Annotated in this window: 15 protein-coding genes; 4 read left to right on the plus strand and 11 right to left on the minus strand. The window is 72.1% G+C overall.

All coding sequences use genetic code 11. The annotated features are described in order from the left end of the window. Positions 1-11 precede the first annotated feature (11 nt). On the plus strand, positions 12-1,010 hold the full coding sequence (locus ACIBHY_RS06735; protein ID WP_397256867.1) for a T3SS effector HopA1 family protein: 999 nt from the start codon (positions 12-14) through the stop codon (positions 1,008-1,010). On the opposite strand, the gene ACIBHY_RS06740 is transcribed toward ACIBHY_RS06735, so the two are convergent. Genes ACIBHY_RS06740 through ACIBHY_RS06750 form a run of 3 tightly spaced genes read right to left on the minus strand, consistent with a single transcriptional unit; the run spans position 1,007 to position 3,728 of the window. After that, the gene (locus ACIBHY_RS06740; protein WP_397256865.1) at positions 1,007-1,432 is read right to left on the minus strand and encodes a hypothetical protein; all 426 of its coding nucleotides are present in this window, start codon (positions 1,430-1,432) and stop codon (positions 1,007-1,009) included. The genes ACIBHY_RS06735 and ACIBHY_RS06740 overlap by 4 nt on opposite strands. 5 nt (positions 1,433-1,437) lie before the next feature. Next, on the minus strand, positions 1,438-2,289 hold the full coding sequence (locus ACIBHY_RS06745; RefSeq protein WP_397256863.1) for a PmoA family protein: 852 nt from the start codon (positions 2,287-2,289) through the stop codon (positions 1,438-1,440). A 41-nt stretch (positions 2,290-2,330) separates the two neighbouring features. Further along, positions 2,331-3,728, minus strand: a complete 1,398-nt coding sequence (locus tag ACIBHY_RS06750) for a dihydrolipoyl dehydrogenase family protein (RefSeq protein WP_397256861.1) — start codon at positions 3,726-3,728, stop codon at positions 2,331-2,333. A 47-nt stretch (positions 3,729-3,775) separates the two neighbouring features. Between ACIBHY_RS06750 and ACIBHY_RS06755 the strand changes: the two genes are divergently transcribed. Then, complete coding sequence (locus ACIBHY_RS06755; protein WP_397306161.1) at positions 3,776-4,906, plus strand: methyltransferase; 1,131 nt, start codon at positions 3,776-3,778, stop codon at positions 4,904-4,906. A 112-nt stretch (positions 4,907-5,018) separates the two neighbouring features. Here the strand turns inward: ACIBHY_RS06755 and ACIBHY_RS06760 are convergent, their stop codons facing one another. The 5 genes from ACIBHY_RS06760 to ACIBHY_RS06780 all read right to left on the minus strand — a co-directional run bounded on the left by ACIBHY_RS06760 (position 5,019) and on the right by ACIBHY_RS06780 (position 11,249). Next, on the minus strand, positions 5,019-6,740 hold the full coding sequence (locus ACIBHY_RS06760) for a cation acetate symporter (RefSeq protein ID WP_397257047.1): 1,722 nt from the start codon (positions 6,738-6,740) through the stop codon (positions 5,019-5,021). Next, the gene (locus tag ACIBHY_RS06765; RefSeq protein ID WP_379617889.1) at positions 6,740-7,192 is read right to left on the minus strand and encodes a DUF485 domain-containing protein; all 453 of its coding nucleotides are present in this window, start codon (positions 7,190-7,192) and stop codon (positions 6,740-6,742) included. The genes ACIBHY_RS06760 and ACIBHY_RS06765 overlap by 1 nt, the downstream gene beginning before the upstream one ends. A 622-nt stretch (positions 7,193-7,814) precedes the next feature. Continuing rightward, positions 7,815-8,468 carry a hypothetical protein gene (locus tag ACIBHY_RS06770; RefSeq protein ID WP_397306162.1) on the minus strand — a complete coding sequence of 218 codons (654 nt, stop codon included), beginning with the start codon at positions 8,466-8,468 and terminating at the stop codon, positions 7,815-7,817. Positions 8,469-8,660: 192 nt separating this feature from the next. Next, the gene (locus ACIBHY_RS06775) at positions 8,661-9,419 is read right to left on the minus strand and encodes an SDR family oxidoreductase (RefSeq protein ID WP_397256853.1); all 759 of its coding nucleotides are present in this window, start codon (positions 9,417-9,419) and stop codon (positions 8,661-8,663) included. Positions 9,420-9,518: 99 nt separating this feature from the next. Further along, positions 9,519-11,249 carry an L-aspartate oxidase gene (locus tag ACIBHY_RS06780; RefSeq protein WP_397306163.1) on the minus strand — a complete coding sequence of 577 codons (1,731 nt, stop codon included), beginning with the start codon at positions 11,247-11,249 and terminating at the stop codon, positions 9,519-9,521. Between the two features lie 142 nt (positions 11,250-11,391). On the opposite strand from ACIBHY_RS06780, the gene ACIBHY_RS06785 reads away from it, so the two are divergent. After that, positions 11,392-12,264, plus strand: coding sequence for an RNA polymerase sigma-70 factor (locus ACIBHY_RS06785; RefSeq protein WP_397256849.1), 873 nt, complete (start codon positions 11,392-11,394; stop codon positions 12,262-12,264). A 93-nt stretch (positions 12,265-12,357) separates the two neighbouring features. Further along, positions 12,358-13,173, plus strand: coding sequence for a sugar nucleotide-binding protein (locus ACIBHY_RS06790; RefSeq protein ID WP_397256847.1), 816 nt, complete (start codon positions 12,358-12,360; stop codon positions 13,171-13,173). Positions 13,174-13,323: 150 nt separating this feature from the next. On the opposite strand, the gene ACIBHY_RS06795 is transcribed toward ACIBHY_RS06790, so the two are convergent. The 3 genes from ACIBHY_RS06795 to ACIBHY_RS06805 are packed head-to-tail and all read right to left on the minus strand — an operon-like array spanning position 13,324 to position 18,304. After that, a complete protein-coding gene (locus ACIBHY_RS06795; protein ID WP_397256845.1) occupies positions 13,324-13,866 on the minus strand; it encodes an RNA 2'-phosphotransferase in 543 nt (180 codons plus the stop codon). Continuing rightward, positions 13,866-14,681, minus strand: coding sequence for a PIG-L family deacetylase (locus tag ACIBHY_RS06800; RefSeq protein ID WP_397256843.1), 816 nt, complete (start codon positions 14,679-14,681; stop codon positions 13,866-13,868). Before ACIBHY_RS06800 ends, ACIBHY_RS06795 begins: the two co-directional genes overlap by 1 nt. An 11-nt stretch (positions 14,682-14,692) precedes the next feature. Next, positions 14,693-18,304 carry a hypothetical protein gene (locus ACIBHY_RS06805; RefSeq protein WP_397306250.1) on the minus strand — a complete coding sequence of 1,204 codons (3,612 nt, stop codon included), beginning with the start codon at positions 18,302-18,304 and terminating at the stop codon, positions 14,693-14,695. Between the last annotated feature and the right edge of the window lie 115 nt (positions 18,305-18,419).

The following is an 18,419-nucleotide window of genomic DNA, read 5'->3' on the forward strand; positions in this document are numbered from 1 at the left end:
GGAGGCACGCCATGCCCGCCCACGGCAACGCCAGGAACCGGCAGAACAACAACTCGCGCGCCCGCGGCCGCGGGACCACGCCCGCCGCCAACCTGCGCCGCCCACGCGGCGGCGGCGTGACCAAGACCAAGCGCCTCACCTCGGTGCCCGCCTGGACCGACGCCGAACGCCAGACGCTCAGCTCCGACGCCGACAAGCGGGCGCTGCGGGCCGTCTACAACCGCTTCTACCAGGGCCAGGACCGCAAACTCTCCCTGCAGGACGGCGTCACCACGACCAAGGTCTACAAGTTCGTCGCGGAGGCCGACAACGGCTACCTGAACCGGAGCGTCGACAAGGACGCGATGCGCAGGTTCAAGGCCGACGGCGGCCGGGTCTATGAAGTCGCCCCCCAGGGCGGCGGCGACTTCGACGCCCAGCTCGATTCCTCCGGCAACTACTTCCGCGTCGAGAACCGCAACGCCGCGCGCGACGACGCCACCCTGGACGGCAAGGCGCGGCGCATCGTCGTCAACGTCAACAACCAGGACGCGGCGCTGCGCATCGCCCGCAACCTCACCCAGCTCTACACCGACCCCGCGGTCTCACGGTACTTCCGCCAGTTCAAGATGTACGTCTCCGGCCAGGACCAGCAGGGCGTCCCCACCAAGCACGACAAGATCGTCATCTACTACGCGATGCGCGGCAACAACGCGCCCACCGACCACGTCGGCGACCGCATCGTCGAGGTGCTGGAGAACTCCGTCGGCCCCGACGACCTCGACGACCGGCTCGCGCCCTTCTACCGCCGCATCGCCCCGGGCATCGGCTGGTCGCACGAACCCTCCCGCTACCTCAAGGGCCTGGGGAGGGGCAATGCCAGCTTCACCGAAGCGCGCTCGGAGGTCATCGCCAACGCCATGCTCGCCCACCCGCAGGTCAAGACCGCGCAGGAGTTCTATGACATGATCAACGCCGCGCTGCTCAACGCCAAGGTCGACCCGAGCCGGCCGCACCGCCAGGGCAGCTAGTCGGGCGCCCAGTACTTCTCCAGGACCTTCTCCAGGTCCCTGACCACCGGGGACCAGGTCTTGGTGAGCCGGTACTTCACGACGCGGTGGCCGCGGTACCTCAGCGTGTACTTCAGGAAGTCGGCCCCCTGCGGGCGGGCCTGCGACGTGCCCAGCTTCAGCCGCTTCAGGTGCGCCTTGAGCGTGCGCCACTCCGCCCTGGTCAGGCACTTGTCGACGGTCGGGCCGGTGCGGCGGCTGAGCCGTACGCAGGAGTTGGTGTAAACCCTCACGCGGTCGCTGAACCCCGCGAAGCCGCCCTCCCTGCGCAGCTCCACGAGCAGCTTCTTCTGCTGTACGGCCACCGCCTGCGCGGGCAGGCCGAGCCCGGCGACCAGGCCCAGCAGCAGCACCGGCAAGAGGATGAGGCGCCAGATCTTCATACCCTTTAGACGCGCGGCGGCGCCGCCCGGCTCACGTGTTCCTCGATCTGTTCGCGTTCCCACGCGCCGTTGCCGACGACCAGGGCGTAGGCGAGGTCGAGGGTGGCCTCGGGCGGCAGCCGTACCTCGTCGTGGAAGGCGATCGACGGGTTGACCGCCGGGAACCACGCGTTCCTGGCGAACCACGTCTGGCCCGGCTCGCTCAGGAACAGCAGCGTCGAGGCGCGGTCCACCTCGTCGTGCCTGCCGGTGTAGGCCAGCCAGGGGGCGTTCTGGCCCATCATGTCCTCGCCCGACCGGCCGTCCGAGGACAGGATCGTGCCGCCGGTGAGGTCGCGCGGGCCGCGCCAGAACAGGCCGCTGTAGCCGGCGAGGGGGCGGCCGTGCGTCGTCGGGCTGCCGAACATCAGGTCCGCGCCGCGCACGTTGCGCAGGGAGGTGGCGAAGTCGAGCCGCCACCACGACTCCTCCACCGTGACCAGGAAGCGGCGGGTCTCCTCCACCCACCGCTCGCCGGCCCGCGTCCACCAGGTCAGCCGTTCGACGCCGGGGGAGAGCCACTCCTCGTGCCGCATGGTGCCGTTGTTGTCCCGCTGGATGTAGCGGGCCTGGTCGTGGACGTACGTGCCGCCGCCCCAGAAGTTCTGCCCCGACAGATGGGAGGCGGTCATCTGCAGGCCCTTGTGCCAGCGGTGGTCGTGCGGGCGGTAGCCCGTGACGACGTCGCCGTCCAGGGTGCGCAGCGGGTGGAAGTACGGCTTGGGGGACTCCTCGACGGGCATGTCGGGACGGTAGACGTAGCGGAGGATCTCAACGCCGCCCGCCTCGTGGATCAGCTCGGAACCGGTGTCCTTCACGGCGGTGATGCTATCTGTTGGGAAAGCGGTTTCCAAGGTTTCTAGAGCCCGTACTCCTCCAGAAGGCGCAGCCACACCTCGCTGACCGCCGGGAAGGACGGGACCGCGTGCCACAGCTTCTCCAGCGGCACCTCGGCCGTCACCGCGATCGTCGCCGCGTGCAGCAGCTCGCCCACGCCGGGACCGACGAACGTCACGCCGACCGGCACCTTGCGCGACTCGTCGACGACCATCCTGGCCCGCCCGACATATCCGTCGCCGAGCAGGTACGCGCCCGAGACCGAGGCCATGTCGTAGTCGACCACCCGCACGTCCATCCCCTGGCGCCGGGCCGCCTGCGCGGTCAGGCCCACCGAGGCGGCCTGCGGATCGGTGAAGACCACCTGCGGCGCCCCGCGCCCGTCCGCGCTGTCACGCAGGGCCGGGCCGTCGTCCGGCTTGCCCGCCGCGCGCGCCGCGATGACGTCGCCGCACACCCGCGCCTGGTACTTGCCCATGTGGGTGAGCAGGTTGCGCCCGTTGACGTCGCCGACCGCGTACAGCCAGTCGAAGCCCGGCACCCGCATGCTGTCGTCCACCTCGACGGGCCCCTCGGCCGCCAGGCCGACGCTCTCCAGCCCCACGTCGCCGACGGCCGCCTCGCGCCCGGTCGCCACCAGCAGCTCGTCGGCCTCCACCGCCGAGCCGTCCGCCAGGTGCACGGTGACCGGCCCGCCGTCCACCGGCCGTTCCACCCGCTCCACCGAGACGCCGGTACGCAGGTCGATGCCCGACTTCCGCAGCGAATCGGCCAGCAGTTCCCCGGCGAACGGCTCCATCCTGCCCAGCAGCCCGCCGCGCACCAGCAGTGTCGTCTCGCGCGCGCCCAGCGCGTGCAGCGCCTGCGCCATCTCGCAGGCCACGACGCCGCCGCCCAGCACGACCAGGCGCTCGGGCACCTGCCGAACCGTGGTCGCCTCCCGGTTGAACCACGGGCGCGCCTGCGCCAGGCCCGGGATCCCGGGCACCACCGGGACGCTCCCGGTCGCCAGCACCACCGCGTGCCGCGCACGCAGGCGGGTCACCGTACCGTCGGAGCCGGTGACCTCCACCTCGCGTGGGCCCGTCAGCCGCCCGCGGCCGCGCACCAGCGCGGCCGGAAGCTTCTCCACCCACTCCACCTGGCCGCTGTCGTCCAGGCCGGAGATCGCCTCGTCACGCCGGGCGAGCACCGCGGCGACGTCCACCGGGCCGGTGCTCAGGCCCGGCACCCGCGACACCTCGGCCGCCAGCTCCATCGGGCGCAGCAGCGCCTTGCTCGGGATGCAGGCGTAGTAGGAGCACTCGCCTCCGGCCAGGTGCTCCTCCACGACCGCGGCGCTCAGCCCGCCGCGCACCGCCCGCCCGGCCACGTTCTCCCCGGCCGGTCCGGCGCCGATGACCACCACGTCCACGTCCACGCGTGTCTCCCCTCTCGTCGGCCACCCACGCTAGCCTGAAACGCACGATGAACCGTTTGACCACGTCACGTGGCGAGCTTGAGCTCACCCGCCACCCAGAGGACCCACGCGACCCGCTGCGCGCGTGGGACGCCGCCGACGCCTACCTGCTGCGCCACCTCGGCGAGCCGGCCGACCCCGGCCAGGTCGTGATCGCCCTCGACCGGTGGGGCGCCCTGGCGACCGCGCTGGCGGCGCACCGCCCGGCGCAGATCTCCGACTCCCACCTCGCCCAGGAAGCCACGCGCGCCAACCTCAAACGCAACGGCGTGGACGCCGACGCGGTCCGGCTGCTGTCCACGCGCGACGACCCGCCGCCGCGCGCCGACACACTGCTCGTGCGGGTGCCCAAGAGCCTGGCCCTGCTGGAGGACCAGCTCCACCGGCTGGCGCCGTCACTGCGTCCGGACACGGTCGTCGTGGGGGCCGGGATGGTCAAGGAGATCCACACCTCGACGCTGCGGCTGTTCGAGACCATCATCGGGCCCACGCGGACGTCGCCGGCCCAGCAGAAGGCCCGGCTGATCTTCAGCACCTTTTCCGCCCCTGCGGGTGGTGCCGCGAATCCGTGGCCGCTGTCCTACGCGCTGCCGGGCGGGATCGGGCCCGCCTCCGGGCGTACCGTGGTCAACCACGCCGGGGTCTTCTGCGCCGACCGGCTCGACGTCGGCACCCGCTTCTTCCTCGCCCACCTGCCCCGCACCACCGGCCCGGTCACCATCGCCGACCTGGGCTGCGGCAACGGCGTCGTCGGCATGTCGGCGGCCCTGGACAACCCCGAGGCCACGATCGTCTACGCCGACGAGTCACACCAGGCCATCGCCTCGGCCCGGGTCAACGCCCCGCCGGGGGCCGCGCGCTTCCTGCTCGCCGACGGCCTGACCGGTGTGGAGCCGGGCACGGTCGACCTCGTACTCAACAATCCGCCCTTCCACACCCACCAGGCCGTCGGCGACGCGACCGCCTGGCGGATGTTCACCGGGGCGCGGCGGGCCCTGCGGCCCGGGGGAGAGCTGTGGGTGATCGGCAACCGGCACCTCGGCTACCACGTCAAACTGCGCCGGATCTTCGGCAACTGCGAGGTGATGGCCAGCGATCCGAAGTTCGTGGTGCTACGCGCGAGAAAGGGCCGGCGTTAGCGCCCCCTCGGCTTGGGCGACGACCGTCTCGACATCGGCCTCGTCGGTTCACCGTGCGGGCGGCTTGGTCGTGTGGACACCGACGTCGTGCACGCGCACGCCCGCGCTGACGTCATGACGAGTCCCCCTGCGGGGTGTCGGTCTGGGTGCCTTCGGGACGGCGGAGCCCCGGTGCCGTCCTCCTTCCGGCGTCCTTCCGCCGCCTGCGACTGCGCCGGGCGGGGGCGCGGTGGGAGCCGGTGCCGGTCAGCGAGCGTACCGACAGCTCCTGGTAGCGCTCCGGATCCACCTTCTCGTCGCTGAGCAGCGTCCCCAGCACCGCGCACAGGAACCCGAACGGGATCGAGACCAGCCCCGGGTTCTCCAGCGGGAACACGTGGAAGTCCACCCCGGCGGGCAGCAGCGACAGCGACCGTCCCGACACCGGGTCCACCTTGCCGGAGACCACCGGCGACAGCACGACCAGGAGCACCGACGCCCCGAGCCCGCCGTAGATCCCGGCCACCACCCCGCTCGAGTTGAACCGCCGCCAGAACAGCGACAACACGATCGCGGGCAGGTTCGCCGAAGCGGCCATCGCGAACGCCAGCGCCACCAGGAACGCCACGTTCTGGTGCCGGGCGATCACCGCCAGCCCGATCGCCAGCAGCCCGATCACACACGAGGAGAACCGGGCCACCGCCACCTCCTGCGACTCCCTCGGCCGGCCGAACATCAGCACGTGCCCGAAGTAGTCGTGCGCCAGCGAGGTCGAGGAGGCCAGCACCAGCCCCGACACCACCGCCAGGATCGTCGCGAAGGCCACCGCGCCGATGAACGCCAGCAGCACGTCACCGCCCAGCGCCCGCGCGAGCTGCAGCGCGGCGGCGTTGCCCGCCGGATCCTGGGCGGCGATGGCGTCCTGCCCCACCAGCGCGGTCGCGCCGAACCCCAGCGCCAGCGTCATCAGGTAGAAGACCCCGACCAGGCCGATGGCCCAGTTCACCGAGGTACGCGCCGCCCGCGCGTCCGGCACCGTGAAGAAGCGGCTGACGATGTGGGGGAGCCCGGCGGTGCCCAGTACCAGCGCGAGCGCCAGGCTGATGAAGTCGAGCTTGTTGACCAGCGTCCGCAGCGGATCGCCCGCGACCTCCTTGCCGAACCGGCCGCCCGGCTGCAGGAACCCGGCGTGGCCGCTGTTGCGGGCGGCGGCGCCGAGCATGTCGCTCAGGTTGAAGCCGAACCGGCTGAGGACCATGACCGTCAGCACGGTGGTGCCGCCCATGAGCAGCACCGCCTTGATGATCTGAACCCAGGTGGTGCCCTTCATGCCGCCGAACATGACGTAGACGATCATCATGGCGCCGACCGCGACGATCGTCACGATCTTGGCGGTGTCGGTGGAAACGCCGAGCAGCAGGGATACGAGCGCGCCCGCGCCGACCATCTGGGCGAGCAGGTAGAAGACGGACACGGTGACGGTCGAGGCCACGGCCGCCGTTCTGACGCGAGGCTGGCGCCGTACCCGATAGGACAGGACGTCGGCCATGGTGAAGCGGCCCGCGTTGCGCATCAGCTCCACCAGCAGGAGCGTGAGCAGCCAGGCGACGAGGAAGCCGATCGAGTACAGGAAGCCGTCGTAGCCCGACAGCGCGATGATGCCCGCGATGCCGAGGAAGGAGGCGGCCGACATGTAGTCGCCGGCCAGCGCGAGGCCGTTCTGGGCGCCGGAGAAGGCTCTGCCCCCGGCGTAGTAGTCGTCGGTGCCGCGGGTGTTGGCCCTGGCCCAGAACGTGATGACCAGCGTGATCGCGATGAACAGCACGAACAGGGTGAACGTCAGCGCCGGGCCCATCATGGGCGGCCTCCCCGGGTCCTGCGATGGGCGGCGGTACGGCGCGGCGGCGCCCAGCTCTCGATCCGCCGGCGCTCGGCCGCCAGTCGTTCGGCGTGCTCGCGCTCCGCTTCCATGGCGGCCGCCTCCTCCCGGAGCTGCTCGGACAGGGGATCGAGCATGCGGCGGGCATAGCGTGAATACCGCCAGGCCAGGGCGAACGTGGACACGAACTGCAACACGCCCAGCAGCAGGGCCACGTTGATGTTGCCGACCACCGGCCGGGCCATGAACTCCCGCGCGAAGGCCGACAGCCAGATGTAGAGGAAGTACCAGCCCAGGAACGAGGCGACGATCCCGATGGCCAGCCGATAGAACCTCGTCCGTAGTAACCGGAACCTCCGGTCTTGCGCCAGGCCCGCGTACCACCCCCGCGGAGCCCCGGCGCTGCGATGCCGCGCCTCCCCCACCATCACTCCTACCTGGTTGTGACATTCTGTGGCGAGTTGACTCCACAGTGATACGAACGATAGGGGCCCCAGGCTGGTTAGTCCGGCGATTGGCGGGATTGCCCAAGAGCACGGTCTTCGCGTAGCGGCGCTTCGCGCTTGCGGGGCTCAGGCTGTGTCCCTTTGGGGCTCCGCCCCAAGCCCCGCCCGAAAGGCATGGGCTTCGCAGAGGGGGCGCTTCGCGCCGTGGAGCTCAGGCTGTGTCTCCTTGGGGCTCCGCCCCAAACCCCGGTCAACCGCTCGCGCCCAGAGGTGTCCAGGACCCTTCCGCATCACTGGTCCGGTGTTCGCGTCCCACCCGAGCCGGCCTGGACGATGATCGAACGCGCCCGCCACGACCTGTTGCCGCGTTTCGGCTGGGTGAGCGGCGATGTATCGCAGCAGGATGATGGTCACCTAAGTGGCCCCGAGCACGTTCACCGCCCGCTCGCCCGTCAGGGGCTCTAGCACGCTGGCGGCCCTTTGCTCAGGCGGCATGATCTACCGAAGGGCCGATCCGGATCAGGTCAAGCAGATGGGAAGCCGCACGAGTGGCGCTTGTCGTCTTTGAGGCGTTCCGCACGGGCGAAGAGGTAATGCCGCGGTTTCAGTTCTGGTGATCAGTGGGGTCGGGTGTCAGGGCGAGCTTGCCTGTCCCTCGCACCACAGTGTCCTCCGTCAGGGTGTGAGGGGTGACGCCGTAAGAGGCGGCGATCTCGGGGGCCAGCCACACGGCTTCGACCGCCCATTCATCGAGGTCCTCGGCACTTGCCGTCGCGAGATCGGCCGGGAGCCCCAGACGGAGCAACCGCGCCCTTTCCCGTGGCAAGGGGTCGCCCAGGGCCGGGAGGTCATCGTCTGTCGCCGCGTATCGGCGGACGAGGCTGCCGTGTTCGGCCACCAGCCACGCCGAACCATCGCCCTGCTCGCCGAAATAGTAGGCCTGGCAGCGGGCATACCGTGCGCTCAGCGCCAGGCACGACCTGAGCACGCCTTCGTGGCGTTCGTCGTCGCACGGGTCACACCATGGCCCGATGACCAAGGTGCAACCGTCCACTTCGGGACTGACGTAGACCTGATGGTCCAGACCGCCGTGCACAGCAGTGTCGATCATCTCCCTGGCCTGGGCGAAGGTCATCGGCCGTGACTCGGTCAGCCCGAGCGTCTCCATGACACCCGCCTGATCACCCGTGGGCACCGCGATCCAGTAGTTCCAGCAGCTCCACACCGGCTCAGGCCGGTCCTCCTGTTCGGTCCGCACAGAGGCGAGTATGCCGGGCCTGGTTGATCACCGGGCCGCCCCGGGCGGCCGTTCGCTCATGGCTCCTCTTGGAAGCGGATATCGCCCGGTGATCGGGAGCGCGTACTCCTCCTCCGGACGGCTGGCCACGGCCTCGGGCCGGTTCGACCTCGACCTCGATCTCACGTTCGCGCAGAAACTCGTCGTCGCCGCTCAGGTCGTCTCCTGAGCCTGGGCCGCGAGCCAGTCGCGGTAGCGGATCCGGCCGAGGACGGCGTCGTCGCCGGGCACCAGCGTGCGCTCGCCGGGCACGCTGCCGAAGTAGCGCGCCCGCGGGTCGGTGACCACCTCGCGCGGGTCGCCCCAGGCCGCCAGGGCCTCGCGGAAGAACTCATCCATCCGGGACTGTTCGGGCCCGGCCACCTCCACGCGCCCGTTCAGCGGCGGCCCGGCCGCCACCCGGCCCACCGCCTGGGCGACCTCGTCACCCGCGATCGGCTGGAACCGCACAGGCGCCACACGCACCGTCCCCTCCACCGTGGCGGCGTCGGCGATGCCGCGGGCGAACTCGAAGAACTGCGTCGCGTGCACCAGCGAGAACGGGATCGGCGACTCCTCGATCAACCGCTCCTGGGCGATCTTCGCGGCGAAGTACCCGTTGTCCGGCATCCGCTCGGTGCCCACCACCGACAGCGCCACGTGGTGGCCGACGCCCGCCTCCGCCTCCGCAGCCAGCAGGTTGCGGGTGGAGGTCTCGAAGAACTCCATCACCGCCGCCCGCTCGAACGACGGCGAGTTCGACACGTCGACCACCACCCGCGCACCGGCCAGCACCTCGGCCAGCCCTTCCCCGGTGAGCGTGTCGACCCCGGTGCCCGGCGACGCGGCCACCGCGTCGTGGCCGTGCTCCGTCAGCCTCGTCACGACCTTGGACCCGATCAGCCCGGTCCCGCCGATCACCACGATCTTCATGGCACGCCTTCCTGTACGCCGGAGGCGCCCGTCGCCCCGGTCACCGGCTAAGACCGGGCAGCCTCCGGCGTTGTGACAGCCGCCGCGAAGAATCTTCTTCTATTCGACGAGCTTCCCCTCGCTGGAGACCTCGCGCATGAGCGCGGCGATCTCGGTGGGAGTCGCGGGGATGGCCTCCCTCTCCACCGATCCGGGGCCGGACCACACGAGGTTGACCTGCAGGGCCGGGTCGAGGTCGGGGTAGTCGGAGCGGTTGTGGCAGCCGCGGGTCTCGCGGCGTTCGAGCGCGGTCTCGATCGTCGCGCGGGCGGACAGGGCGGCGGACTTCAGGTCGAAGGCGTGGGCCAGGTCCTGGAAGCCGGCGATGTCCGGGTGCACGCCGACCTCGCCGATGCGCGCCTCCAGCGCGGCGAGTTCGTCCAGGCCCTTCAGCAGCCCGGCCTCGTCGCGGACCACGCCGGCGTGCTCGGTCATGATGTCGCGCAGGGCGCGCTGCAGGGCCCGCACGTTCTCGGGTCCGTCGGCGGCGAGAAGCGTGTCCACCTCTGTCCGCGCTTCGTCGAGCGCCTCGGCCGAACGGCGCTGCGCGGCCAGGCCGGCGGAGTAGGCGGCCGCCTCCTGGCCGACGATGCGGCCGAAGACGAGCAGTTCGATCAGCGAGTTGCCGCCCAGCCGGTTGGCGCCGTGCAGCCCGCTGGCGGCCTCGCCGATCGCGTACAGGCCGTCGACCCCGGTGCCGTGGTCCTCGGGCCGCACCCAGACGCCGCCCATCGAGTAGTGCGCGGTGGGCGCGATCTCGATCGGGTCCTTGGTGATGTCGAGCATCTGCAGTTCCATGAGCGTCTGGTAGACGCGCGGCAGCCGTTCCATGATCGTCTGTCGGGGGAGGTGCGACACGTCGAGCCAGACGCCGCCGTCCGGGGTGCCGCGTCCTTCCTTGATCTCGGTGTACGCGGCCAGCGCGATCCGGTCACGCGTCGACAACTCCATGCGGTCCGGGTCGTAGCGCGCCATGAAGCGCTCGCCGAGGTGGTTGCGCAGGATGCCGCCTTCGCCGCGGGCGGCTTCGGAGACGAGGGTGCCGGCGGCGTTCTCGGGGGCGATGAGGCCGGAGGGGTGGAACTGCACCAGTTCGGGATCGCGGATACGGCACCCGGCGAGGCTGGCCAGGCGGAAGGAGTCGCCGGTGTTCTCGTCGCGGCGCGAGGAGGTGCGCCGCCAGATGCGGGTGTGGCCGCCGGCCGCCAGGATGACCGCGTCGGCGTGGATGACGTAGCGGCGGCCGTCGTTCAGGTCGAAGCCGTACGCGCCGAAGACCGCGTTGTCCTTGACCAGGATGCGGGTGATGTAGGCGGTGTCGAGGACGGGGATGTCGAGCTGCGCCGCCCGGTTGATCAGGGTGCGCTGGATCTCCAGACCGGTGTAGTCGCCGGCATAGGCGGTGCGCCGGAAGGTGTGGGCGCCGAAGAACCGCTGCGAGATGCGTCCATCCTGCTCACGGGCGAACGGCATGCCGTACCGCTGAAGATCTTCGATGCCCCGCGCGGCCCCTTCCGTGACGATCTGGACGGTGTGCGGGTTGGCGAGAAGGTAACTCTCCTTGAGGGTGTCGGCGGCGTGCTGCTGCCAGCTGTCCTCGGGGTCCATCGTGGCCAGGGCCGCGTTGATGCCGCCGGCCGCGAGCGAGGTGTGCGCGTCCGCCTTCGGCCGTTTGCCCACCGCCACGACGCTGACACCGCGCTCGGCGAGCTCGATCGCGGCCCGCAACCCGGCCCCTCCCGTGCCGATGACCAAGACCGAGGTGGCGATCCGGTTCTCTGGCGAATACATGGCGCTCCCTTAACCGCATCTGCGAAGAACAGTTCCTAACCTAATGACTTGACGCCGGCGTGATGTGTGACGTTGGCGCTGGTGAGAACGGTCACACTCGGCCGTCGCGGGCGAGTGCTAGCCTGCGGCCGGGGGGAGAAAAGTGGAGGATCTCGACGAAGCCGTGGCGGTGTTCGACGGTGTGCGGCCGCGCCTGTTCGGCATCGCCTACCGGATGCTGGCCAGCGTCACCGAAGCCGAGGACCTGGTCCAGGACGTCTGGCTGCGCTGGCAGGCCTACGACCGCTCCACGGTGGAGAGCCCCGCCGGGTTCCTGGCGACGATCACCACGCGGCTGGCGATCAACGCCTCCCAGTCGGCCCGCGTACGCCGCGAGACCTACCTCGGCCCCTGGCTGCCCGAACCCGTCGACACCACCGCCGACCCCTACCTGGGCGCCGAGCGGGGCGAGGCTCTGGAGTTCGCGGTCCTGTTGCTTCTGGAACGGCTCTCGCCGCCCGAACGCGCCGCCTATGTGCTGCGCGAGGCGTTCGACTACCCGTACCGGGAGATCGCCGAGATCGTCGAGCTCAGCGAACCGGCGGTCCGCCAGCACGTCAGCCGCGCCCGCAAACGCCTGCGCGAAGGCCGGCGCGCCGCCGTCACCGCGGCCGAACAGCGCAGACTGCTGGCGGCCTTCGTCACCGCCGCCCGCTCCGGGGAGCTGGAGGCGCTGGAGGAACTGCTCGCGGCCGACGTGACCAGCTACTCCGACGGGGGCGGGGCCGCGCGCGCGTCCCGGTTTCCGGTGGTGGGCGCGGCTCGGGTGGCGAAGTACGTCAAGGCGTTCGCCGGCCACTTCTGGGTGGGGGTGGAGGTGGCATGGGCGAACACGAACGGCCAGACCTCGGCCATGCTGATCCGCGACGGCCAGGTGTTCACGGTCCTCACGATCAACGCCACACCGGACGGTATCGACCAGGTGTTGTGGCTGATGAACCCCGCCAAGCTCCGCGGCGTGGAGCCCAAAGCCTAGCCCGCGCCGCCTTTGACCACGATCATCAAGGATCGGGACCATGAGGCGCAGGTGGGTGTCCGCGGTGGGCCGGTGGTTCTACGGTGGTCGGCCATGAGAATCGTCATCGTCGGCGGCAGTGGCTTGCTCGGCGGTCAGCTCGCGCGGCGGGCCGTGGCCGGCGGGCATCAGGTGGCCGCCACCTATCTGACCCGGCCCGGCCAGGGCGGGGGAGCCGAGTGGTTGCGGCTCGACCTACGTGACCGCGCCGCCGTCGCCGGCCGGATCGCCGCGTTCGGTCCTGACGTGGTGGTCAACGCGGCCTACCGGCCGGCGGACTGGGTGACGACGGCGGTGGGCGCCGCTCATGTGGCCGGCGCGGTGGCCGGGAGTGGCGCGCGTCTGGTCCATGTGTCCAGCGATGCCGTCTTCTCCGGTCGGGCGGTCGTCTACGCGGAGACGTGCGTTCCCGACCCGATCAGCCCGTACGGGGCGGCGAAGGCGGCGGCGGAGGTGGCCGTGCGGGCGATGGTCCCCTCGGCGGCGATCGTGCGGACGTCCCTGATCATCGGGGACGGCGGTTCGTCGCACGAGGCGTTCGTACACGCGCTGGCGGCGGGGCGGGAGGGCGTGTTGTTCACCGACGACGTGCGCTGCCCCGTGCACGTCGGCGATCTCGCCGCGGCGCTGCTGGAGCTCACGGGCCACGACGCGGCGGGGGTTCACCATGTCGCCGGTGCGGACGCCGTGAGCCGCTACGAGCTGGGATGCCTGGTCGCGCGGCGGGACGGGCTCGATCCGGACCGCCTGCCGACCGGCAGCCGTGCCGCCACGGACCTGGGCGGGCCGCTCGACGTGCGGCTGGACTGCCGCGTCACGCAGGCGCGGCTGCGCACCCGGCTGCGCGGTGCCCGCGAGTTCCTGAGCTGACTCCGAAACCGCCGACCCCCTCGATCGGCTTGCCGAGGTCTTTCAGCCGTCCCCCCTTCCGAGGAGCAGGCGTAGCAGGTGAGGCGGACCGTCGCCCGGCCGATCGGCACGGCGACGACGCGCGCGGACGCTGATCCGCCCTTCGCCGGGTCAGTCCGGGAAGCGGATGTAGGCCGGCGGCACGGTCGTGGCGAGCCAGACGCCGTTGGCGGTCAGGTGGAAGTCATGACCGGAGGCGTGCATGGTGGCGGCGTCCACGGCGAGGACGACCGGCCGGCCGCGGCGGGCGCCCACGCGCCGGGCGGTCTCGCGGTCGGGGGAGAGATGCACGTGGTGGCGGTTCATGGGGCGCAGGCCCTCGGCCCTGATGGCCGGCAGCACCCGGGCCACCGTGCCGTGGAACAGGACCTCGGGCGGCGTCGCGACGGGCAGGTCCAGGTCGACGGGGATCGAGTGGCCCTGGTTGGCGCGGATGCGGCCGTCCTCGACGGTGAAGCGGCGCTTGTCGTTCTGGGCGACGGCCTCGTCGAGCTCCTGCCTGGTGATCGGGAAGTTGTGGGCCGCGGCGGCGGCCAGGAACGTGCCGATATCTGTCCAGCCGTGGGGGTCGAGCTCCAGGCCGATCCGGCCGGGCTCGTGCCGCAGGTGCTTGGACAGGTACTTCGAGACGCGCACCAGCCGCCGCTCGTCCATCAGCGCAGCCCGGCGAACAGGTCGTCCTCGTGGTCGGGGGCCTCGACCGTGGAGCTGACGCGGATGAAGGCCTCGTGGGAGAAGGCCATCCTCTGCGCCTCGTCGGGCATCTGCAGGACGAAGATGCTGTCGCCCTGGCTGGCGTGCGCGCGCAGCGCCTTCAGCTTGCGCTCCACCACCGCGGAGGCGTCCACGACGGAGGTGATGAGCTCGTCGGGGGTGCCGAAGTCGGCGTCGGGGTCGAAGTCCTCGCCGAAGTCGACGCCGGCCGCCTTCATCTGCTCGAACATCGCGCGCATCCGCGCGCGGGGGATGGCGGTGTAGTAGAACTTCGCCGGGATGCCGGTGCTCTTCGCCGCGGCGACCGCGACGCGGTGGGCCTGGATGTGGTCGGGGTGGCCGTAGCCGCCGTTCTCGTCGTAGGTGACGACGACCTGCGGGCGGTACCGCTCGATCAGCGCGCTCAGCTTGGCCGCGGCCTCCTCGACCGGCACGTTGGCGAAGGAGGAGGCGTCATGGTTGGCGTCCCAGCCGTCCATGCCGGAGTCCTGGTAACCGAGCAGCTCGACGTGGGTGATGCCCAGGTGCCCGGCCGACTCGCGCAGCTCGGCCAGCCGCTGCTGGGCCACGGCGGCGGCGTCGTGGCCGTCCTGGCCCGGCTTCACCCCGCCCACGCCGTCGCCCTGCTCACCGTTGGTGCAGGTCACGAGGACGGTGCGGATGCCCTCGTCGGCATAGCGGGCGAGGATGCCACCGGTGCTCAGGACCTCGTCGTCGGGGTGGGCGTGTACGGCCATCAGCGTCAGTTGGTCCATGAGGGTGGAGCCTACTCGGCAAGCCCGACAAATCCCGCGCCGGTCTCACACGGCGGCCGGTACGGCAGGCCGGGGAAGTGCACCGCCCATTCCGCCGTGGTGATCCGGGGGAAGGCGGCTTCGCACAACCGGGCGGCCAGCCGTACCGTGCCGGTCTCCCAGAGCAGCGCCGTGCGGTCGTGACTGCCGGTCGCCAGGGTGTGCCCGTCGGGGCCGAACGCGACGGAGGAGACTCCGTCGGCGTGCGCGCCCAGCGAGGCCGTCTCCACGGGACGGCGGCGGTCGGCGAGATCCCACAGGCGCAGCGAGCGGTCGTTGCCCGAGGTGGCGAGCGTGCGGCCGTCCGGGCTGAAGGCGACCATGGAGACGCTGCCGGTGTGACCGCCGAGGGTGGCCAGCGCGCGGGCGTGCGCGGGGTCGGCGACGTCCCAGAGGCGCGCGGTGCGGTCGAAGCTCGCCGTGGCGAGCGTGCGGCCGTCGGGGCTGTAGGCGAGGGAGTTGATGCCGTCGGCGTGGCCGGTCAGCGTGGACAGGGGGATGGGGCGGCTCAGGTCGGTGACGTTCCACAGCCGGGCGTCGTGGTCCCAGCCGGCGGTGGCCAGGATGCGGCCGTCGGGGCTGTAGGCGAGTGTGTTGACGCCTTCCGCGTCGGCCGTGAAGGCGCCCGCGCGGCGGGGGCGGCGGGGGTCGCGTACGTCCGTGAACCGCACGGTGGTGTCGAGGCTCGCGCTGGCCAGGGTGGTGCCGTCGGGGGAGAAGGCGACGGCGTTGACGTTGGCGGTGTGGCCGGTGAGCGTCGCGAGGGGGCCGGGGCGGGCGGCGGCGACGTCCCAGAGCCGGACGGTGCGGTCGTAGGCGGCGGTGGCCGCGACGGCGCCGCCGGGGCTGAACGTCACCGCCCAGACGGCGGCGTCGTGGCCGGTCAGGACGGCGCGCTGCCGGGTGCGGCCGGGCTCGGAGACGTCCCACAGGCGCAGCGCGCGGTCCTCGCCGACCGTCGCGAGCGTGCGGCCGTCGGGGCTGAAGGCCAGCCAGTGGACGCCGCCGGTGTGCCCGGTCAGCGCGGGATGGGGCAGGTCCCAGAGCCGGACGGTGTAGTCGTCGCTGGCCGAGGCCAGCGTGCGCCCGCCGGGGGCGAACACGGCCGAGACCGCGTTGCCGGTGTGGCCGGTGAACGCGGTCAGGGCCCGGGGCTCGTCCGGGTCGGTGACGTCGGTCAGGCGCACGGTGTCGTCGTGCCCGGCGCTGACGAGCGTGCGGCCGTCGGCGCTGAAGGCGACCGAGCGCACGATCTCCTGGTGGTCGCCGGCCCGCGCCCGCGCCCGTGCGCGAGTCCCGTCGACCTGCCAGAGGCGGACGTCGCCGTCGTTGCCCGCCGTGGCGAGCAGGCGCCCGTCCGGCCGGTACGCCACCCAGGCCACGGGCCCGGTGTGCCCGCGCAGGGAGGAAGCCGGCCGGCCGGGGCCGGCCAGATCCCACAGCCGGGCGGTGCGGTCGAAGCTGCCGGTGGCCAGCGTGCGCCCGTCCGGGCTGAATGCCACCGACACGACGGCGGCGCCGTGACCCCGCAGGCTCGCCGCGACCCGCGGCCCGGCGACGTCCCACACCCGGGCGACGCGGTCGTCGCCCGCCGTGGCCAGGAGCCGGCCGTCGGGGCTGAAGGCGACCGCGTTCACGTTGGCGTCGTGCGGCAGGACGGCCGGCGCCCGCCCGGGATCGGCGAGGTTCCACAGGCGTACCGTGTGGTCCCAGCTCGCCGTGGCGGCCAGCCGGCCGTCGGGGCTGAAGGCGGCGGCGTTGACGTTGCCGCGGTGCCCGGTCAGCACGGCCAGCCGGCGCGGCCGGTGCGGGTGGGTGATGTCCCAGAGCTGCGCGGTCCGGTCGCGGCTCGCGCTGATCAGGCTGCGGCCGTCCGGGCTCACCGCGACCGAGTTGACCCGGTCGCTGTGGCCGGTGAGGCGGGTGGCGTACGGGGTGGCGAAGACGCGCAGCAGGCTGTTGCGCGCGTCCTCGGTGGGCGACAGGCGGTAGGCGGCCAGGCTGAGCTGCGCGGACAGCGCCGGGTCCGTCTGGCGGAGCCGGTCGGCCGCTGCGGCGACCTTCTGCGACAGGGCGAGGTCGCGCTGGCGCGTGGCGGCCTGCTCGGAGCGGACGGCATAGATCGTGGTGGCCGTGGTCAGCATCACCAGTACGGCCAGCAGCGCCGTGAGCCGCCGCAGGCGCCGGGCCCGTCGCCGCGCCGCGGCCTGGTCCTCGGCCGCCGCGGTGGCGCTGACGGCCAGGAAGTCGCGTTCTCCCGGCGACAGGAGCGGACGGTGCGCGGCGGCCCATTCCAGGGCGACGGCCAGGCGGGTGCCGCGGTGCAGCGCGGCGTGGTCCCTGGACTCCTCCTCCCACGCCTCGGCCGCCTCGGTGATCTGGCGGTGGACGCGCAGGCCGTCGCGGTCCTCGGTGAGCCAGGCGCGCAGGCGGGGCCACGACTTGATCAGCGCTTCGTGCGCGATCTCGACGGCGTCGCCGTGCAGGGTGACGAGCCGGGCGCGGGCCAGCGCTTCGAGCACCTCGGCGGCCTTCGGGTGGTCGAGCTCGCCGCGCGAGATGCGGCGTCTGGTGTCCTCGGTGCCCTCGCCGAGCGCGGTGAGCCGGAGGAAGATCTGCCGGACCAGCGCCTGCCCGTCAGGGCCGAGCGCGTTGTAGACGGCCTCCGAGCTCTGGGCGACGGCGCGTTCGATGCCGCCGGTGGCCTCGTACCCGGTCAGGCTGACGGTGTTGCCGCGCCGGCGCCGCCAGGTCTCCAGCAGCGTGTGGGACAGCAGCGGCAGCATGCCCGCCTGGCCGGTGGCGTCGGCGACCAGCCGGGAGACCAGCGCGGTCTCGACCCGGTAGCCCAGGTCGACGGCCGGTTGCGTGATCGCCCGGTGGAGCTCTTCCGCCGTCATGGGGCCGACCAGGACCTGCGCGTCCTGCAGCACCTCGGCCAGGCTGGGGTGCTGGGCGCAATGATGGTAGAAGTCGGTGCGCACGCCGATGACCACGCGGGTGCGGTTGCCGGGATCGCCCGCCGCGGCCACCAGCGCCGCGATGAAGGCGGCACGCTCCGCGGGATCCTGGCACAGGGTGAACACCTCTTCGAACTGGTCGGCGACCAGCACGAAGTCCTGCTCCGAGCCCTCCTTGGCCACGACCTGCCGGGTCAGCAGGCCGAGGCCGGCGGGCCGTTCGCCCAGGTCCTTGTGCGGATCGCCGGGCGCGACGCCGAGCATCGCGCCCAGCCCGGTCGCGCACTCGCGCAGCGGATGGGCGCCCGGGGTCAGCACCAGCGCGGGCCGCCCGGCGAGCGCGGGCAGCAGTCCGGCGCGCAGCAGCGACGACTTGCCCGATCCGGACGCCCCGAGCACCGCGACGAACCGCCGCTCCGACACCATCGTCCGCACCCGCTCCACGAGCCGCTCCCGGCCGTGGAAGCGCTCGGCGTCCTGCTGCCTGAAGGCGGCCAGTCCGAGGTACGGCGCCGCCGCCTCGTCGGCCGGCTCCTGCGGGGTCAGCTCGTCGGCCAGCCCATGCCATCGGGCCTGCCATTCCTGGAGGTCCCCGCCACACGAGGCGACATAAGCCAGCGTCACCGACAAACTCGGAAGTTTACGGCCCCCGGCGGCCTCAGAAAGGGTGCTGGCCGAATAATGCGCGCGTCCGGCGAGTTCCCGGTACGACGGCGTCCCGGCCTTTTCCCTGAGTTTC

It is taken from the genome of Nonomuraea sp. NPDC050547 (genome assembly GCF_044457345.1).
Lineage (GTDB): Bacteria > Actinomycetota > Actinomycetes > Streptosporangiales > Streptosporangiaceae > Nonomuraea.